We start from the raw sequence: 20,213 nt of genomic DNA on the forward strand, positions 1-20,213 counted from the left end.
TATATATTGGACGACTTACGGCGATCTTCTTAATCTGGCCTGGCCTCGACACAGGACCGACGCCATGACACAGCCAGATCCGCAGCGCGCCAGTGCCCCTTCCTATTCCGGCATGCCGCAAGGCCGCTGGGTCGATGTGGCCCAGGTCCGCACCCGCTATTTCGAAGCGGGCAGCGGCGAACCCGTGGTCTTCATCTATGGGGGCAATTTCGGCATGGCCGATGGCGCCTCCAGCGCCTACACCTGGAACCTGAACCTGCAAGCCCTGGCGGACGCCGGCTACCGCGCCATCGCCTTCGACAAACTGGGTCAAGGCGAAACCGGCAACCCCTCGCGGGACCAGGACTACACCATGCAAGCGGTGGTGGACCATGCCGCCGCGTTTCTGCGCGCGCTGGACCTGCCGCCCGTGCATCTGGTGGGCCATTCGCGCGGTGGCTATGCGGCGACGCGCCTGACGCTGCAGCACCCGCAATCGGTACGCACGCTGACCATCGTCAACAGCGGCACGCTCAGTCCGGGCGTGGGCACCAACGAAGTCGTGCTGTGCAACCCGCCGCATGCCCGTGGCAGCCGCGAGGCGGTGCGCTGGGTCTACGAAAACTACAGCCATGATCCAGGCGTCGTCACCGACGAATGGGTGGATGCCGTCATGCGCATCCTGGCGCTCGACAAGTATCGCGAGACCGTCGCCAAGATGGCGGGCGAAGGGCTGGGCGAACGCGTATTCCTGCCGGAACTCGCCCGGCAGAAACGCGAAACGCTGCGCTGGCTGGATGAAGGCAGGTTGCAGCGGCCGGTGCAGGTGGTGTGGGGCTACAACGACCGCACCGCCGTACTGGAGCGCGGCATGGAGCTGTTCCGCGCGGTATCGCGGCATCAGCGCGACGCGCTGTTCAGCGTCATCAACGAGTCGGGACATTTCCCCTTCCGCGAGCACCCCGCGCAGTTCAACGCCCTGCTCGCGCGCTTCTTTGCCTTGCAGCGCGCGGCATGCGCCGCGGACGCCGTGGGCGCCGCATAAGGATCTGGCCATGAACGATGCATCGATGACTCTCCCTGGACTGCAAACCTGCATGCTGGAAATAGGCGGCCGTCCCGCCCGCCTCCTGCGCGGCGGCGACGCCGATGCCGGGACCGCCATGGTGTTCGTCCACGGCGGCGCGCCTGGCTTGACACCGTATGCCAGCGGCGCCCACATCTGGGGCCAGGTGCTGCGCCGCTTCGCGGCGGACGGCATGGTCCTGGCGCTGGATCTGCCTGGCTTCGGCGGCACGGGCGCGGGAACAGCGGCAGGACCCGCCCCGGTACCCGAGGCAAAACGCGCCGCCGGTCCGGCTGGCTCGGCAAGCGGCATCCCGGCCTACGGCATCGAGCCCATGATCGACCATATCGATGCCGTGCTGCGCGCCGTCGGCATCCGCCGCTGCCACATCGTCGCGCACGACACCGGCGGGCTCGCCGCCCTGCTGCTGGCCTGTCGCCAGCCAGGCTATGTCGAGGCCGTCAGCGTCGTGTCGTCGGTGGCCGCGGCGCCCACCGGCGACGGAGTCGAGAACCTGACCCTGGCCCATCCGCCGCTGCCGGCCGGTACACGCGACAGCCAGCGCTGGGCGCTCGAGCGCGTCTCCTACTCGCACCACCACGTGGGGGACGTTCTGGACGAATGCGTGCAGGCGGCGCGGCAGGAACCCGCGCGTACCGCCGCCGCGCACATGGCGGACGCCGCCACCCGCCAGGCCTGGGCCGCCTCCCTGGCGCGCTCCAAGGCCCGGTTGTTCGAACTATGCCGCGATGGCGGCGTGCCCGCGCCGGTACAGGTCATCTGGGGCACGCACGACCCGCTCGCGACCGTGGACCAGGGCATGTGGCTGTACCGCATTCTGGCGCAGCGACAGCCCACGGCGCATTTCCACCTGATCAACCGGGCGGGCGCGCTGCCTTTCCGCGAAGAACCCGACGCTTTCCACGCCGTGGTCTCCGCGTTCTCTGACGCCTTACGCTGATCCAGGCGGCCGAAGCCGCATACAAGGGGAATACACATGAAGCGCGTACTTGGAGTCTGCATTGCCCTGATCGTGTCATGCATGGCGGCGTCCGGCGCCGCCGCGGAGTTTCCGGACCGGCCGATCCGCCTGATCATGCCTTTCAGCCCCGGCGGGCCCACGGATATGGTGGCTCGCGTGCTGGCGCAGCATGCCGGGCAACGTCTGGGGCAGACCATCGTGGTGGAAAACCGCGCCGGCGCGAACGGCATCATCGGCACCGGCGCGGTCGCGACGGCAACGCCGGACGGCTACACGCTGCTGCTGGCGCCGACGTCGCACACCATCAATCCCAGCCTGTACAAGAAGCTGCCCTACGACACCGTGCGCGACTTTGCCTCGGTGATCTACGTCGGAAACTCGCCCGGCCTGGTACTGGTGACCGGCCCGCAGGTTCCGGCCACGACGGTACGGGAGCTGGTGGAACTCAGCCGCAAACCCGGCACGTCCATTGCCTATGGTTCGGCCGGCAACGGCAACCTGCTGCACCTGGCGGGCGAATACTTCAACCGCGCCACGGGTTCACGCATGCTGCACGTGCCGTACAAGGGCGCGGGCGCCATCATCGCCGGCCTGTATTCCGGCGAAATCCAGGCCGCGTTCCTGGGCCCGCCCCAAGCCGCCGAGTTGATCCAGGCCGGCAAGCTGCGCGGCATCGCCGTGACCAGCGCCAAACGCATCCCGCAACTGCCCGACCTGCCCACGATCGCCGAGGCCGGCTACGCCGGCTACGACTTCGACGGCGGCATCCAGGCGGCCATCTACGCGCCGGCCGCCACCCCCAAGGCGGTGATCGCCAGGCTGAACGACACGTTCAACGCCGTGCTCATGGAACCGGAGATCCGGGAACGCTTCGCCACGCTGGCGCTGGACATCGCCGGCGGGCCGCCGTCCGCGCTGGACCAACAGGTCGCCCGGCGCATGGCCTTGTATGCGGACCTGGTGCGCCAGGCCGGCATCCAGCCCGAATGATGCCGGCCGTGCGTCCGCCGGTCCTTACAGGAACCTCTCCATGACCACACCACCCATGAACCAATCCGGCCCCCGCTATCCGCGCGACTGGCACTGGCCGCACGGCGAGCACATCGCCGTTTCCGTCACGCTGGCCTTCGAATCCTTCGTGAACCACAGCCAGATCACCTTGGAGAAGACCGCCAACAAGACGGATCATTTTTCGCTCAGCTATGCCGAGTACGGCGCCAAGGCGGGCATCTGGCGGCTGATGGACCTGCTGGACGAATTCGGCATCAAGAGCAACGTATCGACCAATGGACTGGCGGCGGAAAAGCACCCGCACGTGATCCGCGCCCTCGTGGACGCAGGCCATGAGGTGGCCGGCCATGCGTGGGCCAACGACGTGCTGATGCGGGACGACGACCCCGCCGCCGAGTTGGAAGAAATCCGCCGCTGCACGCGCGTGCTGACGGAAACCGCCGGCCGGCCGCCGCTGGGCTGGACCAGCCCGGGCAGCGCCGGCTCGGCCAACACGCTGGATTTCCTGAAGCGGGAAGGCTATCTCTGGAACGCCGACGATGCCAGCGACGACCTGCCGTTCATCCGCGAAACCGCGCACGGCCCGATCGTCATCATGCCGCGAACCAACCTGCCGCACAACGACCTGTGGATGTGGGTCTGGGGCCGCAACCCGCCTTCCATCATCTGGGACGGCTTCAAGGACACCTTCGACGAGTTGTACCGGGAAGGCCAGGCCGGACGGCCCAAGTGGACGGAGATCACGCTGCACGCCCACATGGCCGGCCGCCCCACGCTGATACCGACGCTACGCCGCTGCCTGTCCTATGCGCGCGAACACCAGGGCGTATGGTGGGCGACGAAGTCGGAGATTGCCGCCTGGACGCAGCGGATGAGCGGCGGGGACGCGGGGGCGCCGCGTGCCTAGAAGCCGCGGCACCGGCGTGACGCCGCGACGGCATCCTGCCGGAAGCCGCACGCAGGCGCGGCCCTATTCCGAATACCACAAGGCATCCGCCATCGGCAGCCGGTAGTCGGCGTCCGCCAGCTGCCGACGCAGCTCCAGCGATTGCTCGTCCGACAGTTCGACCAGCGGTGGGCGCACGATGCGCCAGGCATCGTCGCCAGACTGCCAGGCCACGGCTTCCTTCATCGCCGAGATCATCGGAAAGGCCTGGAAGATGCCGCGGATCTTGCGGATGCGTTCGTGCCAGGCATCCGCCTGCGGCGTCTGCCATTGCTTGTACAGATGCATGATCTCCGTGGCGTTGACGTTGGCGGTGGCGGTGATGCAGCCCACCGCGCCGGCCCGCAGGCCCGGCAGCAGGAATACCTCGCTGCCGGGGAATACATCGAAGCCATCCGCCGCGAACTCGCGCACCATCGCGGCCGTGTTGTCCCAGTCGCCGGAGCTGTCCTTGGCGCCCGCGACCTGTTTGGGATACGCCTTCAGCAGGCGCTCGATCAGCCCCAGGGTGATCGGCACGCCGCTGACCGGCGGTATGTGATACAGGTAGACCCGCAGGCGCTCGTCGCCGACGCCCTCGATCAGGTTGGCGTAGGCGCGGAACAGGCCTTCGTCGCTGACGCCCTTGTAGTAGAACGGCGGCAGCACCAGCACGCCCGCGCAGCCGGCCCGCACCGCATGGCGCGTCAGTTCGACCGCGTCCGGGATCGCGCAGGCGCCGGTCCCGGGCATCATGCGCTCGGGCGGCAGGCCCGCCGACAGCAGCGCATCCAGCAGGCTGCGTTTTTCCGCGACGGACATGGACGCGGCTTCCGAGTTGGTGCCGAAGACCGCCAGCCCGACGCCCTGCTCGACCAGGGCGCGGCAGTGCCGCACCAGGCCTTCCGTGCTGGGCTTGCGGTCCAGCTCGAACGGTGTCAGCACCGGCGACAGCACGCCGCGCAGACGATGATCATGGGGATGGGACATGGCGGACTCCTCCTGGCGGAACGGGCGCCTCGTACGCGGGCGCCACAACGGCAAGGTAGCAGTGTCGCCCGATCGGGAACAAGAAGAAACACCGTTCCGTTACTATCACACCGCAATAATTTTCTGGATGGGCATACCGCGCCTGGGCGCTTTGCCCGGCCGCCCGGCCGGGCGTGGACTGGAACATGGACACGCGCTATCTGCAGAGCTTCGTCACCGTGGTCGAAAGCGGTTCGTTCGCGCAGGCGGCGCGTCGCCTGGACCTGACGCCCACCGCCGTGGCCGCGCGCATCAAGGCCCTGGAAGAAACGCTGGGCCTGTCGCTGATCAAGCGCGCCGGGCGTTCCGTGCGCCCCACCGAGCCCGGCATGCGCATCCTGGAACGCGCCCGCGCCCTGCTGCGCGATGCGCGCGACCTGGCCGCGCTGGCCGAAGACGACGCCGCCTACGGCGAGCTGCGGCTCGGCGTCTTCGTTTCCGCCATGACCAGCGTGTTGCCGCCCGTGCTCAAGCGCGTGTACGCCCGTTATCCCAGCCTGTCGGTATTCGTCATGCCGGGCGCGTCGGTGGACCTGTGCCACCGCGTGGCGGCCGGCGAGCTGGACGCCGCGATCGTGGTCGAGCCGCAGTTCGCCATCGGCAAGTCGGTGCGCTGGCAATCCATCATGGAAGAACCGCTGGTGGTGGTCGCGCCCGCCGCCATGAAGGGGCGCGATCCGCACGACCTGCTGCGCACCCAGCCCTTCATCCGTTATGACCGGTCGGTACTGGGCGGCCAACTGGCGGACCGCTACCTGCGCGATCACCGCATCGTGCCGCACCAGCGGCTCGAGATGGACAGCCTGCTGGGGGTGGCGGCACTGGTGGACCAGGGGCTGGGCGTTGCGCTGCTGCCCGACTGGTCATCTCTGTGGTCGGCGCGCTATGCCTTGACGCGCATCGCCCTGCCGGGCCGCGCGCCGGTGCGCCGCGTCGGCCTGGTGTGGCAGGCGCAGGGCGCGCGCACGGCGTTGGCGGAAACGCTGCTGGAAGTCGCGCGCGCGATCTTCGCCGGCGACGGTGGAAAGCCGGGCGCGCGTGGCGATTGACCACACACGCTGCTAAGGCTTGCCCACCGGCGTACTGCCGTTGTCCTTGGTGCCGCGCAGGAAATCGAAATCGCAACCCTGGTCGGCCTGCGTAACCGACGTCAGGAACAGCTTGCGATAGCCACGGTCGTCGCCTTCGCGCGGCGGCCGTGGCTGCCATTGCGCCTTGCGGCGCGACAGTTCGGCATCGTCCACCAGCAGCGTGAGCTCGCGCTGGCTGACGCTGAGGCGGATGCGGTCGCCGGTGCGCACCAGCGCCAGCGGCCCGCCTATGGCCGATTCCGGCGTGACGTGCAGCACGATGGAGCCCGACGCGGTTCCGCTCATGCGGCCATCCGAGATGCGCACCATGTCCTTCACGCCGGCGCGCGCCAGTTTGCGCGGGATCGGCATGTAGCCGGCTTCCGGCATGCCGGGCGCGCCCACCGGTCCGATGTGCTTCAACACCATGATGTCGTCGGCCTGGATGTCCAGCGCGTCGTCATCGACCCGCGTGGCCAGGTCTTCCAGGTCCTCGAAGACCACGGCGCGGCCTTCGTGCTCCATCAGCGCCGCGGTGGCGGCCGATTGCTTGATGATGGCGCCGCCGGGCGCGAGGTTGCCGCGCAGCACCGCGATGCCGCCCTGGGCAAAAATGGGCTGGCCGAATGGCCGGATGACGTCCTGCGGAAACGGCGGCGGCGCATCGTCCAGCTCCTGGCCCAGGGTACGGCCCGTCACCGTCAGCGCGTCCAGGTGCAGCAGGGGACGCAGTTCGCGCAGCAGCGTGCGCACCCCGCCGGCCTTGTGGAAGTCCTCCATATAGTTCTGGCCCGACGGCTTGAGGTCGACCAGCACCGGCGTTTCCTTGCCGATGCGATCGAAGGCTTCCATGTCCAGCCGTATGCCCAGGCGGCCGGCGACAGCGGTCAGGTGCACGATGCCATTGGTGGATCCGCCGATGGCCAGCAGCACGCGCAAGGCGTTCTCGAAGGACTTGGCGGTCAGGATGCGGTCGGGCGTCAGTTGCCGGCCGATCAGCGCCACGGCTTCGGCGCCGGTGCGCTCGGCGACGCGGATGCGGTCGGCGGTGACGGCGGGCGGCGACGCGCTGCCGGGCACCGCGATGCCCAGGGCTTCGGCGATGCAGGCCATGGTGCTGGCCGTGCCCATCACCGAACAGGTGCCCACGCTTGCCACCAGTTGGTTGTTGACGTCGGCGATCTCGGCATCGTCGATTTCTTCCGCCCGGTACTTGCCCCAGAAGCGGCGGCAATCGGTGCAGGCGCCCACGCGTTCGCCGCGATGCGAGCCGGTCAGCATCGACCCGGTGACCAGCTGGATGGCGGGCACCTCGCCGCTGGCGGCGGCCATCAGCTGCGCGGGCACGGTCTTGTCGCAGCCGCCGATCAGCACCACGGCATCCATGGGCTGGGCGCGGATCATTTCTTCCGTGTCCATCGACATCAGGTTGCGCAGGAACATGCTGGTCGGCGACGCGAAGCTTTCGTGCACCGAGATGGTGGGAAACTCCACCGGCAGGCCGCCGGCCAGCATGACGCCGCGCTTCACGGCTTCGACCAGCTGCGGCATGTTGCCGTGGCAGGGATTGAAGCCGCTGCCGGTATTGGCGATGCCGACGATGGGCCGCGACAGCGCGTCATCCGTCAGGCCCGCGCCCTTGATGAAGGCCTTGCGCAGGAACAGGGAAAACCCGGCATCGCCGTAGCTGGTCAGGCCCTTGCGCATACCGCTGGCGGGCGCATCGGATGGGGAAGAAGACTTCGATGACATGTACATCCTTCGCGTGTTGAAACGTCAATCCACCGTGATCCTGGCGTCCTGGATCACCTGCGCCCACTGGTCCACTTCCGCCTGCAGGCGCTTGCGCGCGTCGTCGGCGGATGCCGGCGCGACTGCGTAGGCGCCCTGCTGCAGCAGCTTTTCCTTGGTGTCGGGCATGACCAGTATGTTGGCCAGCGCGGCATTCAAGCGGTCGACGACGGGCTTGGGCGTCCTGGCGGGCACCAGCACGCCGAACATCGACGCGACATTGAAATTCGGCAGGCCTTCCTCGGCCGCCGTCGGCGTATCCGGCAGCATGGAAATGCGTTCCGGCATCGTAACCGCAAGCGCGCGCAGCTGGCCGCTCTTGATGAACGGCAGGGAAGCCGGCACCGTCTCGACCATGGTCAGCACCTGGCCGCCGACCAGGTCCGTCATGGCGGGACCGCTCCCGCGATACGGCACGTGCAACATGTCGACGCCGGTCTGCCGCTTGAAGAGTTCGGCCGCCATGCGCTGCGGCGCGCCCGCGCCGGAAGATGCATAGGTCAGCTTGCCAGGATTGGCCTTGGCGTAGGCGATAAGCTCCTTCAGGTTGTGGATCGGCAGCTTGGGGTTCACGACGAACACCAGCGGCACGGCGGCGATGGTGGCGACCGGCGTCAGGTCGCGCATCAGGTCGTAGGAGATGGTTTTCTTCTCCAGGGTCGCCATGATGGAATGCGAGGTGATGGCGCCCATCAGCAGCGTGTAGCCGTCGGGCTCGGCCCGTGCCACCGCATCGGCGCCCAGGTTGCCGCCGGCGCCGCCACGGTTTTCCACCACGACCTGCTGCTTCAGCTCTTCGCCCAGCTTCATCGCAATCACGCGGCCGACCACATCGGTGGCGCCCCCCGGCGGGTAGGGGATGATCAGTTTCAAGGGACGGTCGGGATAGGCCGCCCGCGCGGCCGGCGCCAGGGCCGCGGCCCCGATGGCGAGGCCCAGCGTACAGAAGACGGCGAGCAGGCGCCTGCGCGGCGCGTGATTGCGGTGGGGCATGGTTGTCTCCTATGGTTTTTCTGATGTGCCGAAGCGCGCCGGCGTCCGCGGCCATGCCGGCCGCGTATGCCGATTATTGGGGCGGGCGGCGCCGCATGGCGCAGCTTTTTTATGCTTCAAAGACAAATTTTGTTCAGGTCCGGGACGGCACGCGCGTCAACGATGACGCGGTACGATGTCGCGCGGCGTGCTCGGCCGCTACCCCACGCCCCGGACCTTCACGCCGCCATGAAAGACACATCGCAGTCTTCGTCTCCGCAGGATCCCGACTCGACACCGGCGGCCGCGCCGCCCGGGGCAGACGCGGACCGCGATGGTGGTCATGGCGCTGGCATCATGCCCTTATGGGTCCTGGCGCTCAGCACCACGCTGGGCATGCAGACCGTGGCTTCCTTCCTGGACATGAGCCTGCCCGTGGTCGCGCCGCTGCTGACGGCCGGCGCGGGCCTGTCGCCGGAGCGCGTGGGCAACCTGTCTTCCCTGAACTCGCTGGGCACCGTCCTGTTCCTGCTGTTCGGCACGCCGCTGCTGGCTCGCCTCGGGCCGGTCCGGATGCTGCAGGCCGGCGCCCTGCTGGCGGTATTCGGCCTGGCCCTGGCGGCCACGGGCTATTGGCCGCTGCTGATCGTGGGCGCCATCCTGATGGGGATCGGCTACGGCCCCTCGCCGCCGGCGGGCAGCCGCATCCTGGCGGCGACCGCGCCGCCCCGGCATCGCACGCTGATTTTCTCTATCAAACAGGCAGGCGCGCCGGCGGGCGCCGCGTGCGCCGGCCTGATCCTGGCCCCCGCGGCAGCGGCCTGGGGCTGGGGAGGCGCCATGCTGGTTTCGATTGCCGTGGGCATTGCGGCGGCCTGCGTGATCGCGCCAGCCCGAGCCGCGCTGGATAGCGAGCGCGACCCGGACCGATCCATCCACCTGAAGGCGCTCATCCATCCGCGTGCCTTCGTCACGCCCTATCGGGTGCTGCGCGCCGCCCCTTCCCTGTTCGCGGTGTCGGCGCTGGCGTTTTCCTTCGCCGTGGTGCAGGGTTCGCTGTTCTCGTTCTCGGTCACCTACCTGGTCACCGCGCGCGGCATGCCGCTGGCCACGGCCGGCATCGCCTACGCCTGCATGCAGTTCGCCGGGGTGTTCGCCCGCATTTTCCTGGGCTGGCTGGCCGACCGCACGGGCCGACCGGCGTACAACCTGACGATCCAGGCCTTCATCGCGGCGGCGCTGGTGGCCGCGTACGCACTGCTCCCCGCGTCGCCATCGCTGTGGCTAGCCGGGCTGGTCGCTGGCGCGGCGGGCTTCTTCGCCGCCAGCTGGAACGGCATTTACCTGGCGGAAATCGCGCGCCTGTCCCCGCAGGACAAGATCGTCGAGGCAACGTCCGCGTCGGTCCTGGTTTCCTTCCTGGGCTACTTTGCAGGCCCATCGGTGTTTTCGCTGCTCGTCACGCTGACGGGCAGCTACGAGACACCCTTCTTCGTCGTGGCGGCCCAGCTCGCACTGATGGCCGCCGTCCAACTCGCGGTGCTGCGCCGGCGCGACCGCGCCGGCGCAGCCCGCCGTCAGAACCTATAGCGGACGTCCAGCGTGCCGCTGTTCTGGCGATTGCCGTCGCCGAACTGGCCGCCGTACGTCAGGCCGACGGTGGTGCGGCGGGTGACCGCCATATCCACGCCCAGCGTCACGACCGCGGCGTCGCGGGCGATCGGCGAGCCGACCACGCTGAAGGACTGGCTGCCGTCGAAGGCCATGGTGGTCTTCGGATCCAGATCGCCATACGAATGGCGCCAGCCCACGGACCCATGCAGGCGGCCCTGCGCATTGTTGCTTTCGAAAGCGTATTGCGCGCGCAGGCCCAGGGTGGTGCTGCCCACCTGGTCATGGCTGCTCTTGCCCATCAGCGCGGCATCGCCGCCCGATTCGCCGAAGCCACGCGTACGCTGGTCGCTGTAATCAGCGCCCACGAAGGGCTCCAGCGTGACGCGGGTATTCAAGGGCATCGCATAGCCCAGTTCCGTGAAGAACTGCGTCGTGCTGGCGCTGTAGGAAGCCGTCAGGTCCTGGCCGACACCGGCCGCGTTCACGCTGCGCTCGGTATCGATATCGTGCCAGGTGTAGGCGGCGCCCACCGTCAGGTTGATCTTGGCGGAGCCGGCGTCGAAGGCCTTGCCGCCATAGATCACGCCGCTGTAGCTATCCACGTCCGCACGCGAAGACAGCCCCTTCAGGCTGCTGTGGCTGCCGGTGTAGCCCACCGCGCCACCCAGGCGCCAGCCGCCGCCCACGGCCTGGTCGCCGCCGACGAACACGCCGCCGTCGGATTGACGGACCTTGGCGCTATCGTCGCCGCCCGACAGGGTGCGCCAGTTGCCGAAGACCTGCGCCCACACGGGCTGGGCATCCGACTGCGGCAGCGCCGAGGCATCGCCCCGGCCCAGCTGCGCGGTCGGCGGCCCGGCGCGCAGGCCGGCCGCCATGTTGGCGCGCAGGTGCGCCATGGGCAGGCTGACGACGTTGCTGGTCACCCCGTTCAGCGTGTTGGCCACGCTGGCATGGGCTTCGCCGCTCAGGCTCTCGAACACGCCGGCGGGCGCGCCGTTCGGCAGGTTCAGCACACGCGAATACAGGGCGCTGTTGGTCGGCAGCGATTGCAGCGCATTGGCTACCGAACGCTGGTTGGGCGTGTTTGCCAAATCGGCGAACTGGATCGGGCGGGTCGGTGTACCACCGCCGTTGTTGCCCGAGCCGGTATCCGGGTTGCCCGGTGAGACCGGCGTGCCGGGGTCCACCGGCGTGCCCGGATCCACCGGGGTGCTGGGGTTGCCGTTGCCCGAGCCCGGATCGACCGGCACTTCCTTCAGGTTGACCACCAGGTCGACCTTGTTGGCACCGTAGGTCAGCGCCGGCGCCAGGAAGGCGTAGTTGCTGTTGACCGCGCTGAACGAGCCGGTGATGCCGCCCGAGGCTTCGACGATGTTGTAGGTGGTCGACGCGGCATACGTGCCGGCCGTGCCCACCTGCATGACCGAGCCACCCAGTTGGGCGGCGCCGTTGACCACGACCTTGCTATGGGTGCCATCCGGCGCTGCCGTGATGCGCAGCGTGGAGCCCGGCGTCATCAGCAGCATGCCGTTGACGGTCAGCGTGCCGGTCGGCGCAGTCGCGTTGCCTGGCGACAGCGTGGCGCCGCTGCCCACCTGCGTCAGGCCGAGTTCGCCGGTGCCCGACAGCGTGCCGCTGAATACGCCGATCCGTGCGCCGGTGAGCTTGCCGTTGACTTCCATCCCGCCCCCGCCGACCAGCACGGCGCCCGTGTAGGCGCTGCTGTCGGCGGTCAGCGTCAGTTTGCCCGGACCGCCCTGCACGAAGTTGCCGCCGCCGCTGATCGTGCCGTTATAGACGACGTCGTCGGATCGATTGAATCCCGCCGAGGCATTGGGGCCGAGGATAAGGTCGCCCGGCAGGTTGCCGGTGGTGCCGCCGTTGCCGAAGACCAGCGCGGCATCACTGCCGACGATCGTAAGGCCCGTATAGGTATTGTTGCCTTCCAGGGTCACCTGGCCCGAGCCGCTTACCGTCAGGCCGCCGTTACCGTCGATGTTGCCCTTGAAGCTGGCCTTGTCCAGCTGGCCCACCACTTCGATGTTCGCGTCCGCGCCGGACAAGTGCACCGCGCGCTGCGAGTCGAAGGTGGTGCCGCTGATCTGCAGCGTGCCGCCCTTGAAAGTCAGGGCGCCGGCGCTGTCGCCCAGCGCGGCATCGGAAGTCACCGCCAGCTTGCCGCCGGTCAGGGTCCAGGGCGTGAGGGCGGTGGTGGTGCCGGTCAGGGTGGCCGTCGACGTGCCGGTTTTCTCGAAGCTGGCGAAACCGCGGTACTGGGCAGTCGAGCCGACGTCGGACACGTCGAAGCTCTGATTGGTCGTGCCGCCCAGCGCCAGCGTACCGCCGCCGTTCGACACGACATTGCCCAGGATGGTACTGCCGCTGCGCAGTTCGACGCGGCTGTCCGAGCCATAGAGGGTGATCGCGTTCGCCCGCGTCACGCCGTCGCCCGCCAGGCCGCCCACGATGGTGCCGGAGTTGATGATGCTGACGCTGGAGCCAAAAACGGCCTCCGCGCCATCGCCGCGGAAGTAATTGGTATTCGTCGCGCCGTTACCGCCGGCACCGCCATTGCCGCCGGTAATGGTGCCGCTATTCACCAGGGTGTTGCCTGAGCCGTTGAAATTGATACCCACGGCGCCCCGTCCGCCGCTGGATTCCGCTGCGTTCGAGGCATTCCGTGCGCCGTCGCCGCCATTGCCGCCCTGGACTACACCGGTCGCGTTGACGGTCACATTGGCATTGCCGTTGGAGAAGGACACGCCATAACCGCCCTCGCCGCCCAACGCGCCGTAGTACACCCCGGTGCCGTCATTGAGCATGCCCGCGCCGGCCGCGCCGCCGTTACCACCCTTGACGGTACCGCCCACTGTCAACGTGGTGCCCGATGCACCTGTAAAGACGGCGGCGTTGCCACCGGCGCCACCACCGCCGCCCGTGCTATAGGCAACTCCGTTATCGATGGCGCCGTCGCCGCCCTTTCCGCCGTTACCACCCGCAAGAGTAGCGCCATTGCTTATCGTCAGTGTTGAGGCGCCGCCCAAGTAGTTTGTCGATCCGCCGCCGCCGCCGCCGCCCGCGCCCCACGTGCCGCCATGGCCGCCCGCACCGCCGCCACCGGAAGAACCGGAGGTACTGTAGCCGCCGCCGGGTGAAGTGGATCCGCTCGCGGGTCGACTTGCGGCATGCCCATCTTCGCCGAACATGCCAGCGGCACCGCCATCGCCCCCGTCATATCCCGGTTCATCACCTGAGGGATCCCCGATACCGTGCAAACCGCCGGCGGTACTGCCGAAGGTTGCTTGCTGGCCGTCGATGCCGGCTGCCAAGACGGCGTGGGACGCCAGCGCCATCAGGGCGGCCGCGACAGCGGTCGCGAGGGTGTCGCGGGTGAATTTGGGGATGGGGGTCGCGCTAGTGGAAACTTGCGGGGACTGAGGCATCGTCACATCCAGGCTGATCCGCAGACTTCCGATCAGGGACAAACCTATATGAGCGGCGTAACTGCGGAAGGTGTTGGGCCGCTAGAAGCGGTGTGCAACCGGATTGACGGACGTCCTAAACATTTCTTAAGGAACGCCACAGTTTGCGTAACAACTATATCGATTTATATGCAAATGAAGGGCAATATTCGGAAATATTTATCCACCGCACCCGACTGGCGTCGGCGATAATGTCGATCATGCGTCTCCCGCCCGCGCGGCGGCATCGGACGCCCGCCTCTTCCCTGCGCGCCTCATGACCCGTACCCGCTTCGACCTTCGAGGAAGCGTCTTCAAGGACGCCCTCGGCTTTACCTTTCGCCATTGGCGCCGCCAGCCCCTGCACGTGGCGGCGGTTGCCGTGCTCATGCTGACGTCCGCGGTCGCCGACGTCGTCACGCCCATGTATGCCGGCCGACTGATCGACGCCGTGACCGGCGGGACGGCCGCCGAGCCGGCGGTCTGGCACGGCGCGTTGACGGCCTTCGCCATCCTGATCGGGCTGGGCGTGTTCAGCCTGCTGCTGCGCCAGTGCGCCTTTGCGACGATCTCCGCCATGACGGTCGCCATGATGAGCCGCATCTGCGCCGACGCTTTCCAGCGCGTGCAGCGCCTTTCCAGCGACTGGCACGCCAACACCTTCGCCGGGTCCACGGTGCGCAAGATCACCCGCGGCATCTGGGCGCTGGACCTGCTGAACGACACGCTGCTGCTGGCGTTGCTGCCCACCGTGGTGATGCTGTCCGGCGCCGCCGTGCTGCTGGGCCTGCACTGGCCCGTCATGGGCCTGATCGTCGGCGCCAGCGCCCTGGTCTACCTGGTCGCGGTCGTCCTGCTGTCGCTGGGCTACGTGGCGCCGGCCGCGCGCCTGGGCAATGCCTGGGACACGCGGCTGGGCGGCGCGCTGGCCGACGCGATCACCTGCAACGCGGTGGTCAAGGCCTTCGGCGCCGAACGCCGCGAAGAGGCTCGCCTGCAACGCATCATCGGCAAATGGCGCTCGCGCACCTTGCGGGGCTGGCTGCGCGGCACGGTGAACGGCACGGCCCAGGGCGCCATGCTGGTGGTGATGCGCATCGCCATCGTCGGCACGGGCCTGCTGCTGTGGGCCGGCCAGCAGGCCAGCGCCGGCGACATCGCCTTCGTCCTGACGATGTTCTTCATCCTGCAAGGCTATATGCGCGAGTTGGGCAACAACGTGCGCAACCTGCAGCGGTCCGTCAACGATATGGAAGAACTGGTGGGACTGGAGCGCCAGCCGCTGGGCATCGCCGATCGCCCGGGCGCGGTGCCCATCGCCATTACCGCCGGCGAAATCCGCTTCGACCATGTGACCTTCCAGTACGGCGGCCACACCACGCCGCTGTACCGGGATTTCTCCGTGCGCATCGCGCCCGGAGAGCGCGTGGGCCTGGTCGGCCATTCCGGGTCCGGCAAGACCACCTTCGTCAAGCTGATCCAGCGCATGCATGACGTCAACGCGGGCGCCATCCTGATCGATGGCCAGGATATCGCGACGGTGCAGCAGGCGACGCTGCGCGCGCAGATCGCAATCGTGCAGCAGGAGCCGATACTGTTCCACCGCAGCCTGGCGGAGAACATCGCCTATGCCCGGCCCGGCGCGTCGCGCGCGGAAATCGAGGCAGCCGCGCGGCTGGCCAATGCGCATGATTTCATCGTCACGCTGCCGCGCGGCTACGAGACGCTGGTGGGCGAGCGCGGCATCAAGCTGTCCGGCGGCGAACGCCAGCGCGTGGCCATCGCCCGCGCCTTCCTGGCCGACGCGCCCATCCTGATCCTGGACGAAGCGACCTCCAGCCTGGACAGCGAAAGCGAAATGCTGATCCAGCAGGCCATGGAACGTTTGATGGTCGGCCGCACGACCCTGGTCGTGGCGCACCGCCTGTCCACGGTGCGCGCGCTGGACCGGCTGATCGTCATGGAAAAGGGCCGGGTCATCGAGGAAGGCACGCACGACCAGCTGGTCGGCAAGCCCGACGGCGTCTACCGGCGCCTGTACGAGCGTCAGGCCTTGTCCCTGACCAGCCCGCTGGAGCACGCGGAGGACGCGGTCCAGGCTTGACCGCCAAGTCTGCGCATGCGGCTTGGCGTGAGCGGCGCACGGGACCTGGCATGGGCGAGGCATGGCCGTGGCACGGCAGGTGCTAAGGGGCGGCCCTTCTCGCCTGTCGCAGTCGACTGTGGCAGGGACGGCCGCCCCGAGGAATCAGGTTAGGATGTGTTCCCCTGAACCTGTTGCCTTGAACCGGTCCCACCCCCTGCTTACTGGAGCGAGCATGCCCGATTCAGACAGCCACCTGCTGCACGGCGGCCTGGAGTTTCCCGACTTCACCATCGACAACTACAGCCTGTCGCTGCGGGACGACAACGGCTTCGTCGGCGACAACGCCAGCCGGCCCGCGTTCCAGGCCATCCTGGAAGCCTGGCGCAGGCTGTTCGAAGCGCTGCACGGCAAGGATCCCCTGGGCGACAAGCCCACGGAAGAAATCCCCAAGAAAAAGCTGGACGTGATGATGCAGCGCGAAGGCGCGGCCGCGGCGGCGATCCATGGCGCGCTGGAAGACTATGCGGAGCAACTGGCCCGGGTGGTCAAGCGCTTCCTGGCGCACAAGTCATGGAAGGGCGTCGAGCGCATCGTCATCGGCGGCGGCCTCAAGCAGAGCGACATCGGCAAGCTGGCGGTGGACGCGGTCGCCAAGCGGCTGTTCCGCGACGACGTCCACGTCCAGTTGCGCCTGCTGCACCACCATGCGGACGAAGGCGGCCTGATCGGCTGGCTGCATCTCATGCCGCCGGATCTGTCGGAGCGGTACCGCGCGATGCTGGCCGTCGACATCGGCGGGACCAACATCCGTTGCGGCATCGTGCGCTTGCCCAAGGACAGGGATCCGCTCAAGGCCAAGGTGGTGGTCTCGGACAAGTGGAGCCATGCCCGCGACGAGAACACGACCCGCAAGGAGCACGTCGTGCAGGGCATCGCCGATATGCTGACCGAGCTGATCGAATACGCCCGCAAGCACAGGATCAAGCTGGCGCCATGGGTGGGCGTCGCATGTCCGGGGCGGATACGCCAGGACGGATCGATCAGCCGCGGCACGCAGAACCTGCCGGGGGATTGGGCGCACCGGGATTTCCATCTGCCGCGCGCGCTGTGCAAGCGGCTGCCGAAGATAGACGGCCAGCAGACGCAGGTGATGCTGCATAACGACGCCGTGGTGCAGGGGCTTTCCCAGCTGCCTTATGTGGACGACGTGCGGCGCTGGGGCGTGCTGACCGTGGGTACCGGGGTGGGCAATGCCCGCTACACGATGCGGCGCCGGCGCGCCGATACGGCGCCGGAAGCGAACGAGCCAGTCAAGGCGCCCGCCCGCCCTGCGTTGAGGACCGCGTCGGCAACGCGAAAAGCGCCGCCCGAAGCGCCCGTCAAGCCAGCGAAGAAGGCGGCGAAGAAAACAGCCACGAAGGCCGTAAAGAAAGCGGTGAAGAAGACAGCGCCGAAGGCCGTGAAAAAAGCTGCGACGAAGGCACCGAAGAAGGCCGTGAAGAAGGCTGTGAAAAAAGTGGTGAAAAAGCCGGCGGCACGCGTCAACAAGACCACCCGCACGTCCAGATGACAACGGATAGCCGGCGCGGCCCTCCGCGCCCGGCCCATCCCACTTGCCGCTACTGCTTCACATCCTTCAGCAGCTCCGTCAGCTGCTTCGTATCCTGATCGAGAAAAGCGGTGAACTCCGCCGGCGTGGACCGCGCCGGCGTCGCGCCCATCGCTTTCAACTGCTCCGTCGCCGTCGGCGACCGCAGCAGTTCCGCGACGGACTGGTGCAGCGTCGCCACCACCGCGGGAGGCGTTGCCGGTGGCGCCAGCAGGCCGAACCAGCCCACGGACTCGTATCCCGCCACCCCGGCTTCCGCCAGCGTCGGGTACATGGGAAACAGCGGTGAACGCTCGCGGCTGGTCACGGCCAGCGCCCGCAGGTTGCCCGCGGCGATATGGGCCAGCACGGCCGGCGCCGGCGCGAACATCATCGCGACCTGTCCGGACATCACGTCCGTCACCGCCTGCCCCATGCCCTTGTAGGGAATATGCAGCAGTTGCACGCCCGCCCGTCTTTCGAGCTGCAGCCCCGCCAGATGGGATGCCGACCCCACCCCCGACGACGCATAGCTGAGGCCCGCCCCATCGCGTTTGGCCAACTCGACGAGCTGCGCGGCCGACGCGGCCGGCACCTTGGGATTGACGACGAGTATGTATGGCGGCGCGGCGACCAGTGATACCGGCGCGTAGTGATCGGCGACCCGATAGCTGGCGGCATCCTGCCCCGGGCCGGGAACGATCGCGCCGGTCGCCGCCATCAGCAGCGTATAGCCGTCCGGCGCGGAACGGCTGACCTGGCCGGCGCCGATGACGCCCGCGGCGCCGGCACGGTTCTCCACCACGAAAGGCTGTCCCAGCTTCTCGGCCAGACCCTGGGCGACCAGGCGGCCCAGGCTGTCCGTGGCGCCTCCTGGCGGAAAAGGCACGACGATCCGTACGGTCCTGTCCGGGTAGCCTGCCGCCGCCACCGGCCGGGCCAGGCCCGCGGCGGCCAGGGACAGGCCGGCGATCATGAACTGACGCCTTGTATTCATTTTGAGCACCATCCTTGGAATTCGGGAAACCGGCTAGAGCAATATCGTTTCGCACTGCTCGCACATCAGCCGGTCGCCGCCGGCCGCCGTCGGGCCCATCTTCAAGGAGGCGGCCCCCGTGAGCACGCGGAACCAGTCCCGCTGTGCCGCGACGCGCTCGGCCAGGTCGGACGCGTAGCCGTTCACGGCCCGCGCGCTGGCGCGGCGCCCCGACGGGTGATATCCCGCCATCACCTCGAAAACCACGGTGCCGCAAAGGCAACTTCCCTTCATGTCCTGCTCCTGGCGGGCCGGCCGCGAGCGCGGCGGCCCTGGGTCATTTCAAACTGATGTTGGCCTCTTTGGCCAACTTCCCGTATTGCCGGATTTCCCCGGAGATGTACTGCCTGAATTCCTGCGGCGTGCTGGCGACCGTCCGGATGCCCAGCTCGCGCAGGCGTTGCGCGACGTCCGGCTGGCGCAAGGCCTTGGCGAACTCGACCTGGAGCCGGTCGACGATGGCGGCCGGCGTGCCGGCGGGCGCCAGGATCCCGTACCACGGTTCGGATATCACTCCCGGGTAGCCCGCCTCCGCCATGGTCGGCAGGTTGGGCGCCAGGGCGGAGCGCTTGTCCGCCGCGATCGCCAGGGGCCGCACCAGTCCGCCCTTCTCGTATTCCAGGATTTCCGGCAGATTGCCGAAGGCCATCCCGATGTGTCCTCCCGCCAGCGCCTGCAAGGTCTGCGAAGACCCGCGGAACGGTATCTGGCTCAAGGTGATGCCGGCCGACCGCTGGAAAGCCTCGCCGGTCATATGGCCGCCGGTGCCCGGCCCCAGGGTGCCGTAGGTCACCGAGCCGGGATGGCCCTTGGCCTGCTCCACCAGGTCTTTCACGCTGCGCGCGGCCGAGGCGGCCGGCACCGCCAGGACCTGGGGCACCGCCGCCAGCAGCGTCACCGGCTCGAAGCTCTTCTCGGTGTCGTAGGGCAGCTCGACGCCGACCGCCGGCGCGATGGTGAAGTTGGTCGACTGCGCCAGCAAGGTGTAACCGTCGGGCTTGGCCCGGGCGACAAAGCCGCTGCCGATGATGCTGGACGCGCCCGGCCGGCTTTCCACCAGCATCGGCTGGCCCATGGATTCCGTGACCTTCTGCGCCAGCAGGCGCAGGAGGTTGTCCAGGGATCCACCGGCCGGAAAAGGGTTCACCACCATGACGGGTCTTTCCGGATAACGCTCGGCGCGCGCCGATCCCCAGGGCGCCGCCCACAGGCTGGCGGCCAGCAGCGCCGCGCATACGATCCGTCTGCTACAGGTTTCCATTTCAATTCCCCTTGCCTTGATTTGATCCAGGTCATGCGACCGCGGCGTGGCAGCCCGGCCCATCGTCCGTGGGCCTGCGAATATTGGTACACTGCAACGGCATTCCGAGCGTACCCGCGTGCTGCCATGAGCCGGTCATGATCGTGCGCGGATAATCATTGCGCGCGCTTCGGGACCGACCCCTGTCACCGCTTATTGGTACATCTCATTGGTATGCCAATAAATTGTGGCGGGCGCGCCTTGCTTTGTCAATAGGGCGAAACGCAAACCCATGCGGACAACGCATGGTCGGTTCCCGGATCCGTATTGCGCTCCAAGCGACTACCCAACTCCCAGGCA

General features: G+C 68.1%; 15 protein-coding genes. 8 read left to right on the plus strand and 7 right to left on the minus strand.

Annotated features, from left to right (window positions below; translation table 11 throughout):
- Positions 1-64 precede the first annotated feature (64 nt).
- From CAL12_RS23370 to CAL12_RS23385, 4 genes are read left to right on the plus strand one after another with little or no spacing between them, the layout of a single operon-like run.
- Positions 65-1,024 carry an alpha/beta fold hydrolase gene (locus tag CAL12_RS23370; RefSeq protein WP_086066802.1) on the plus strand — a complete coding sequence of 320 codons (960 nt, stop codon included), beginning with the start codon at positions 65-67 and terminating at the stop codon, positions 1,022-1,024.
- A gap of 10 nt (positions 1,025-1,034) precedes the next feature.
- Positions 1,035-2,006 carry an alpha/beta fold hydrolase gene (locus CAL12_RS23375; protein ID WP_086066803.1) on the plus strand — a complete coding sequence of 324 codons (972 nt, stop codon included), beginning with the start codon at positions 1,035-1,037 and terminating at the stop codon, positions 2,004-2,006.
- A gap of 36 nt (positions 2,007-2,042) precedes the next feature.
- Positions 2,043-3,017 carry a Bug family tripartite tricarboxylate transporter substrate binding protein gene (locus tag CAL12_RS23380; RefSeq protein WP_086066804.1) on the plus strand — a complete coding sequence of 325 codons (975 nt, stop codon included), beginning with the start codon at positions 2,043-2,045 and terminating at the stop codon, positions 3,015-3,017.
- Between the two features lie 40 nt (positions 3,018-3,057).
- A complete protein-coding gene (locus CAL12_RS23385; RefSeq protein ID WP_157793097.1) occupies positions 3,058-3,945 on the plus strand; it encodes a polysaccharide deacetylase family protein in 888 nt (295 codons plus the stop codon).
- 63 nt (positions 3,946-4,008) lie between these two features.
- On the opposite strand, the gene CAL12_RS23390 is transcribed toward CAL12_RS23385, so the two are convergent.
- Positions 4,009-4,953 carry a dihydrodipicolinate synthase family protein gene (locus CAL12_RS23390; RefSeq protein ID WP_086066806.1) on the minus strand — a complete coding sequence of 315 codons (945 nt, stop codon included), beginning with the start codon at positions 4,951-4,953 and terminating at the stop codon, positions 4,009-4,011.
- Between the two features lie 185 nt (positions 4,954-5,138).
- Here CAL12_RS23390 and CAL12_RS23395 point away from each other — a divergent pair, with 185 nt between their 5' ends.
- Entirely contained in the window at positions 5,139-6,041 is a 903-nt protein-coding gene (locus CAL12_RS23395) for a LysR family transcriptional regulator (RefSeq protein ID WP_086066807.1), read from the plus strand.
- A gap of 12 nt (positions 6,042-6,053) precedes the next feature.
- Here CAL12_RS23395 and CAL12_RS23400 read toward each other — a convergent pair whose 3' ends face one another.
- Together CAL12_RS23400 and CAL12_RS23405 are read right to left on the minus strand one after the other, a co-directional pair.
- Positions 6,054-7,814 (minus strand): IlvD/Edd family dehydratase, encoded by a 1,761-nt coding sequence (locus CAL12_RS23400; RefSeq protein WP_086068071.1) that lies wholly within the window; start codon positions 7,812-7,814, stop codon positions 6,054-6,056.
- Between the two features lie 24 nt (positions 7,815-7,838).
- On the minus strand, positions 7,839-8,846 hold the full coding sequence (locus CAL12_RS23405; RefSeq protein WP_086066808.1) for a Bug family tripartite tricarboxylate transporter substrate binding protein: 1,008 nt from the start codon (positions 8,844-8,846) through the stop codon (positions 7,839-7,841).
- 336 nt (positions 8,847-9,182) lie between these two features.
- Here CAL12_RS23405 and CAL12_RS23410 point away from each other — a divergent pair, with 336 nt between their 5' ends.
- Complete coding sequence (locus tag CAL12_RS23410; protein ID WP_157793098.1) at positions 9,183-10,415, plus strand: MFS transporter; 1,233 nt, start codon at positions 9,183-9,185, stop codon at positions 10,413-10,415.
- On the opposite strand, the gene CAL12_RS28655 is transcribed toward CAL12_RS23410, so the two are convergent.
- The gene (locus tag CAL12_RS28655; protein ID WP_157793099.1) at positions 10,403-13,885 is read right to left on the minus strand and encodes an autotransporter family protein; all 3,483 of its coding nucleotides are present in this window, start codon (positions 13,883-13,885) and stop codon (positions 10,403-10,405) included. The two genes, CAL12_RS23410 and CAL12_RS28655, sit on opposite strands and share 13 nt — an antisense overlap.
- Positions 13,886-14,180: 295 nt before the next feature.
- Between CAL12_RS28655 and CAL12_RS23420 the strand changes: the two genes are divergently transcribed.
- Together CAL12_RS23420 and CAL12_RS23425 are read left to right on the plus strand one after the other, a co-directional pair.
- Entirely contained in the window at positions 14,181-16,007 is a 1,827-nt protein-coding gene (locus CAL12_RS23420; protein WP_086066811.1) for an ABC transporter ATP-binding protein, read from the plus strand.
- A 214-nt stretch (positions 16,008-16,221) separates the two neighbouring features.
- The gene (locus CAL12_RS23425) at positions 16,222-17,559 is read left to right on the plus strand and encodes an ROK family protein (protein WP_086066812.1); all 1,338 of its coding nucleotides are present in this window, start codon (positions 16,222-16,224) and stop codon (positions 17,557-17,559) included.
- A gap of 49 nt (positions 17,560-17,608) precedes the next feature.
- Here CAL12_RS23425 and CAL12_RS23430 read toward each other — a convergent pair whose 3' ends face one another.
- The 3 genes from CAL12_RS23430 to CAL12_RS23440 are packed head-to-tail and all read right to left on the minus strand — an operon-like array spanning position 17,609 to position 19,874.
- Positions 17,609-18,574, minus strand: a complete 966-nt coding sequence (locus CAL12_RS23430; RefSeq protein WP_157793100.1) for a Bug family tripartite tricarboxylate transporter substrate binding protein — start codon at positions 18,572-18,574, stop codon at positions 17,609-17,611.
- 33 nt (positions 18,575-18,607) lie between these two features.
- Entirely contained in the window at positions 18,608-18,847 is a 240-nt protein-coding gene (locus CAL12_RS23435) for a hypothetical protein (RefSeq protein ID WP_086066814.1), read from the minus strand.
- A gap of 43 nt (positions 18,848-18,890) precedes the next feature.
- The gene (locus CAL12_RS23440) at positions 18,891-19,874 is read right to left on the minus strand and encodes a Bug family tripartite tricarboxylate transporter substrate binding protein (protein WP_157793101.1); all 984 of its coding nucleotides are present in this window, start codon (positions 19,872-19,874) and stop codon (positions 18,891-18,893) included.
- Positions 19,875-20,213 lie beyond the last annotated feature (339 nt).

Source organism: Bordetella genomosp. 8 (assembly GCF_002119685.1).
Lineage (GTDB): Bacteria > Pseudomonadota > Gammaproteobacteria > Burkholderiales > Burkholderiaceae_B > Bordetella_C.

Excerpts from the sequence above, each read along its gene's own strand:
- CAL12_RS23400 (WP_086068071.1), bottom strand. The coding sequence starts at position 7,814 with ATGTCATCGAAGTCTTCTTCCCCATCCGATGCGCCCGCCAGCGGTATG.
- CAL12_RS23425 (WP_086066812.1), top strand. The coding sequence starts at position 16,222 with ATGCCCGATTCAGACAGCCACCTGCTGCACGGCGGCCTGGAGTTTCCC.
- CAL12_RS23410 (WP_157793098.1), top strand. The coding sequence starts at position 9,183 with ATGCCCTTATGGGTCCTGGCGCTCAGCACCACGCTGGGCATGCAGACC.
- CAL12_RS23370 (WP_086066802.1), top strand. The coding sequence starts at position 65 with ATGACACAGCCAGATCCGCAGCGCGCCAGTGCCCCTTCCTATTCCGGC.
- CAL12_RS23385 (WP_157793097.1), top strand. The coding sequence starts at position 3,058 with ATGACCACACCACCCATGAACCAATCCGGCCCCCGCTATCCGCGCGAC.
- CAL12_RS23375 (WP_086066803.1), top strand. The coding sequence starts at position 1,035 with ATGAACGATGCATCGATGACTCTCCCTGGACTGCAAACCTGCATGCTG.
- CAL12_RS28655 (WP_157793099.1), bottom strand. The coding sequence starts at position 13,885 with ATGCCTCAGTCCCCGCAAGTTTCCACTAGCGCGACCCCCATCCCCAAA.
- CAL12_RS23390 (WP_086066806.1), bottom strand. The coding sequence starts at position 4,953 with ATGTCCCATCCCCATGATCATCGTCTGCGCGGCGTGCTGTCGCCGGTG.
- CAL12_RS23440 (WP_157793101.1), bottom strand. The coding sequence starts at position 19,874 with ATGGAAACCTGTAGCAGACGGATCGTATGCGCGGCGCTGCTGGCCGCC.
- CAL12_RS23430 (WP_157793100.1), bottom strand. The coding sequence starts at position 18,574 with ATGAATACAAGGCGTCAGTTCATGATCGCCGGCCTGTCCCTGGCCGCC.
- CAL12_RS23405 (WP_086066808.1), bottom strand. The coding sequence starts at position 8,846 with ATGCCCCACCGCAATCACGCGCCGCGCAGGCGCCTGCTCGCCGTCTTC.
- CAL12_RS23435 (WP_086066814.1), bottom strand. The coding sequence starts at position 18,847 with ATGAAGGGAAGTTGCCTTTGCGGCACCGTGGTTTTCGAGGTGATGGCG.
- CAL12_RS23380 (WP_086066804.1), top strand. The coding sequence starts at position 2,043 with ATGAAGCGCGTACTTGGAGTCTGCATTGCCCTGATCGTGTCATGCATG.
- CAL12_RS23420 (WP_086066811.1), top strand. The coding sequence starts at position 14,181 with ATGACCCGTACCCGCTTCGACCTTCGAGGAAGCGTCTTCAAGGACGCC.
- CAL12_RS23395 (WP_086066807.1), top strand. The coding sequence starts at position 5,139 with ATGGACACGCGCTATCTGCAGAGCTTCGTCACCGTGGTCGAAAGCGGT.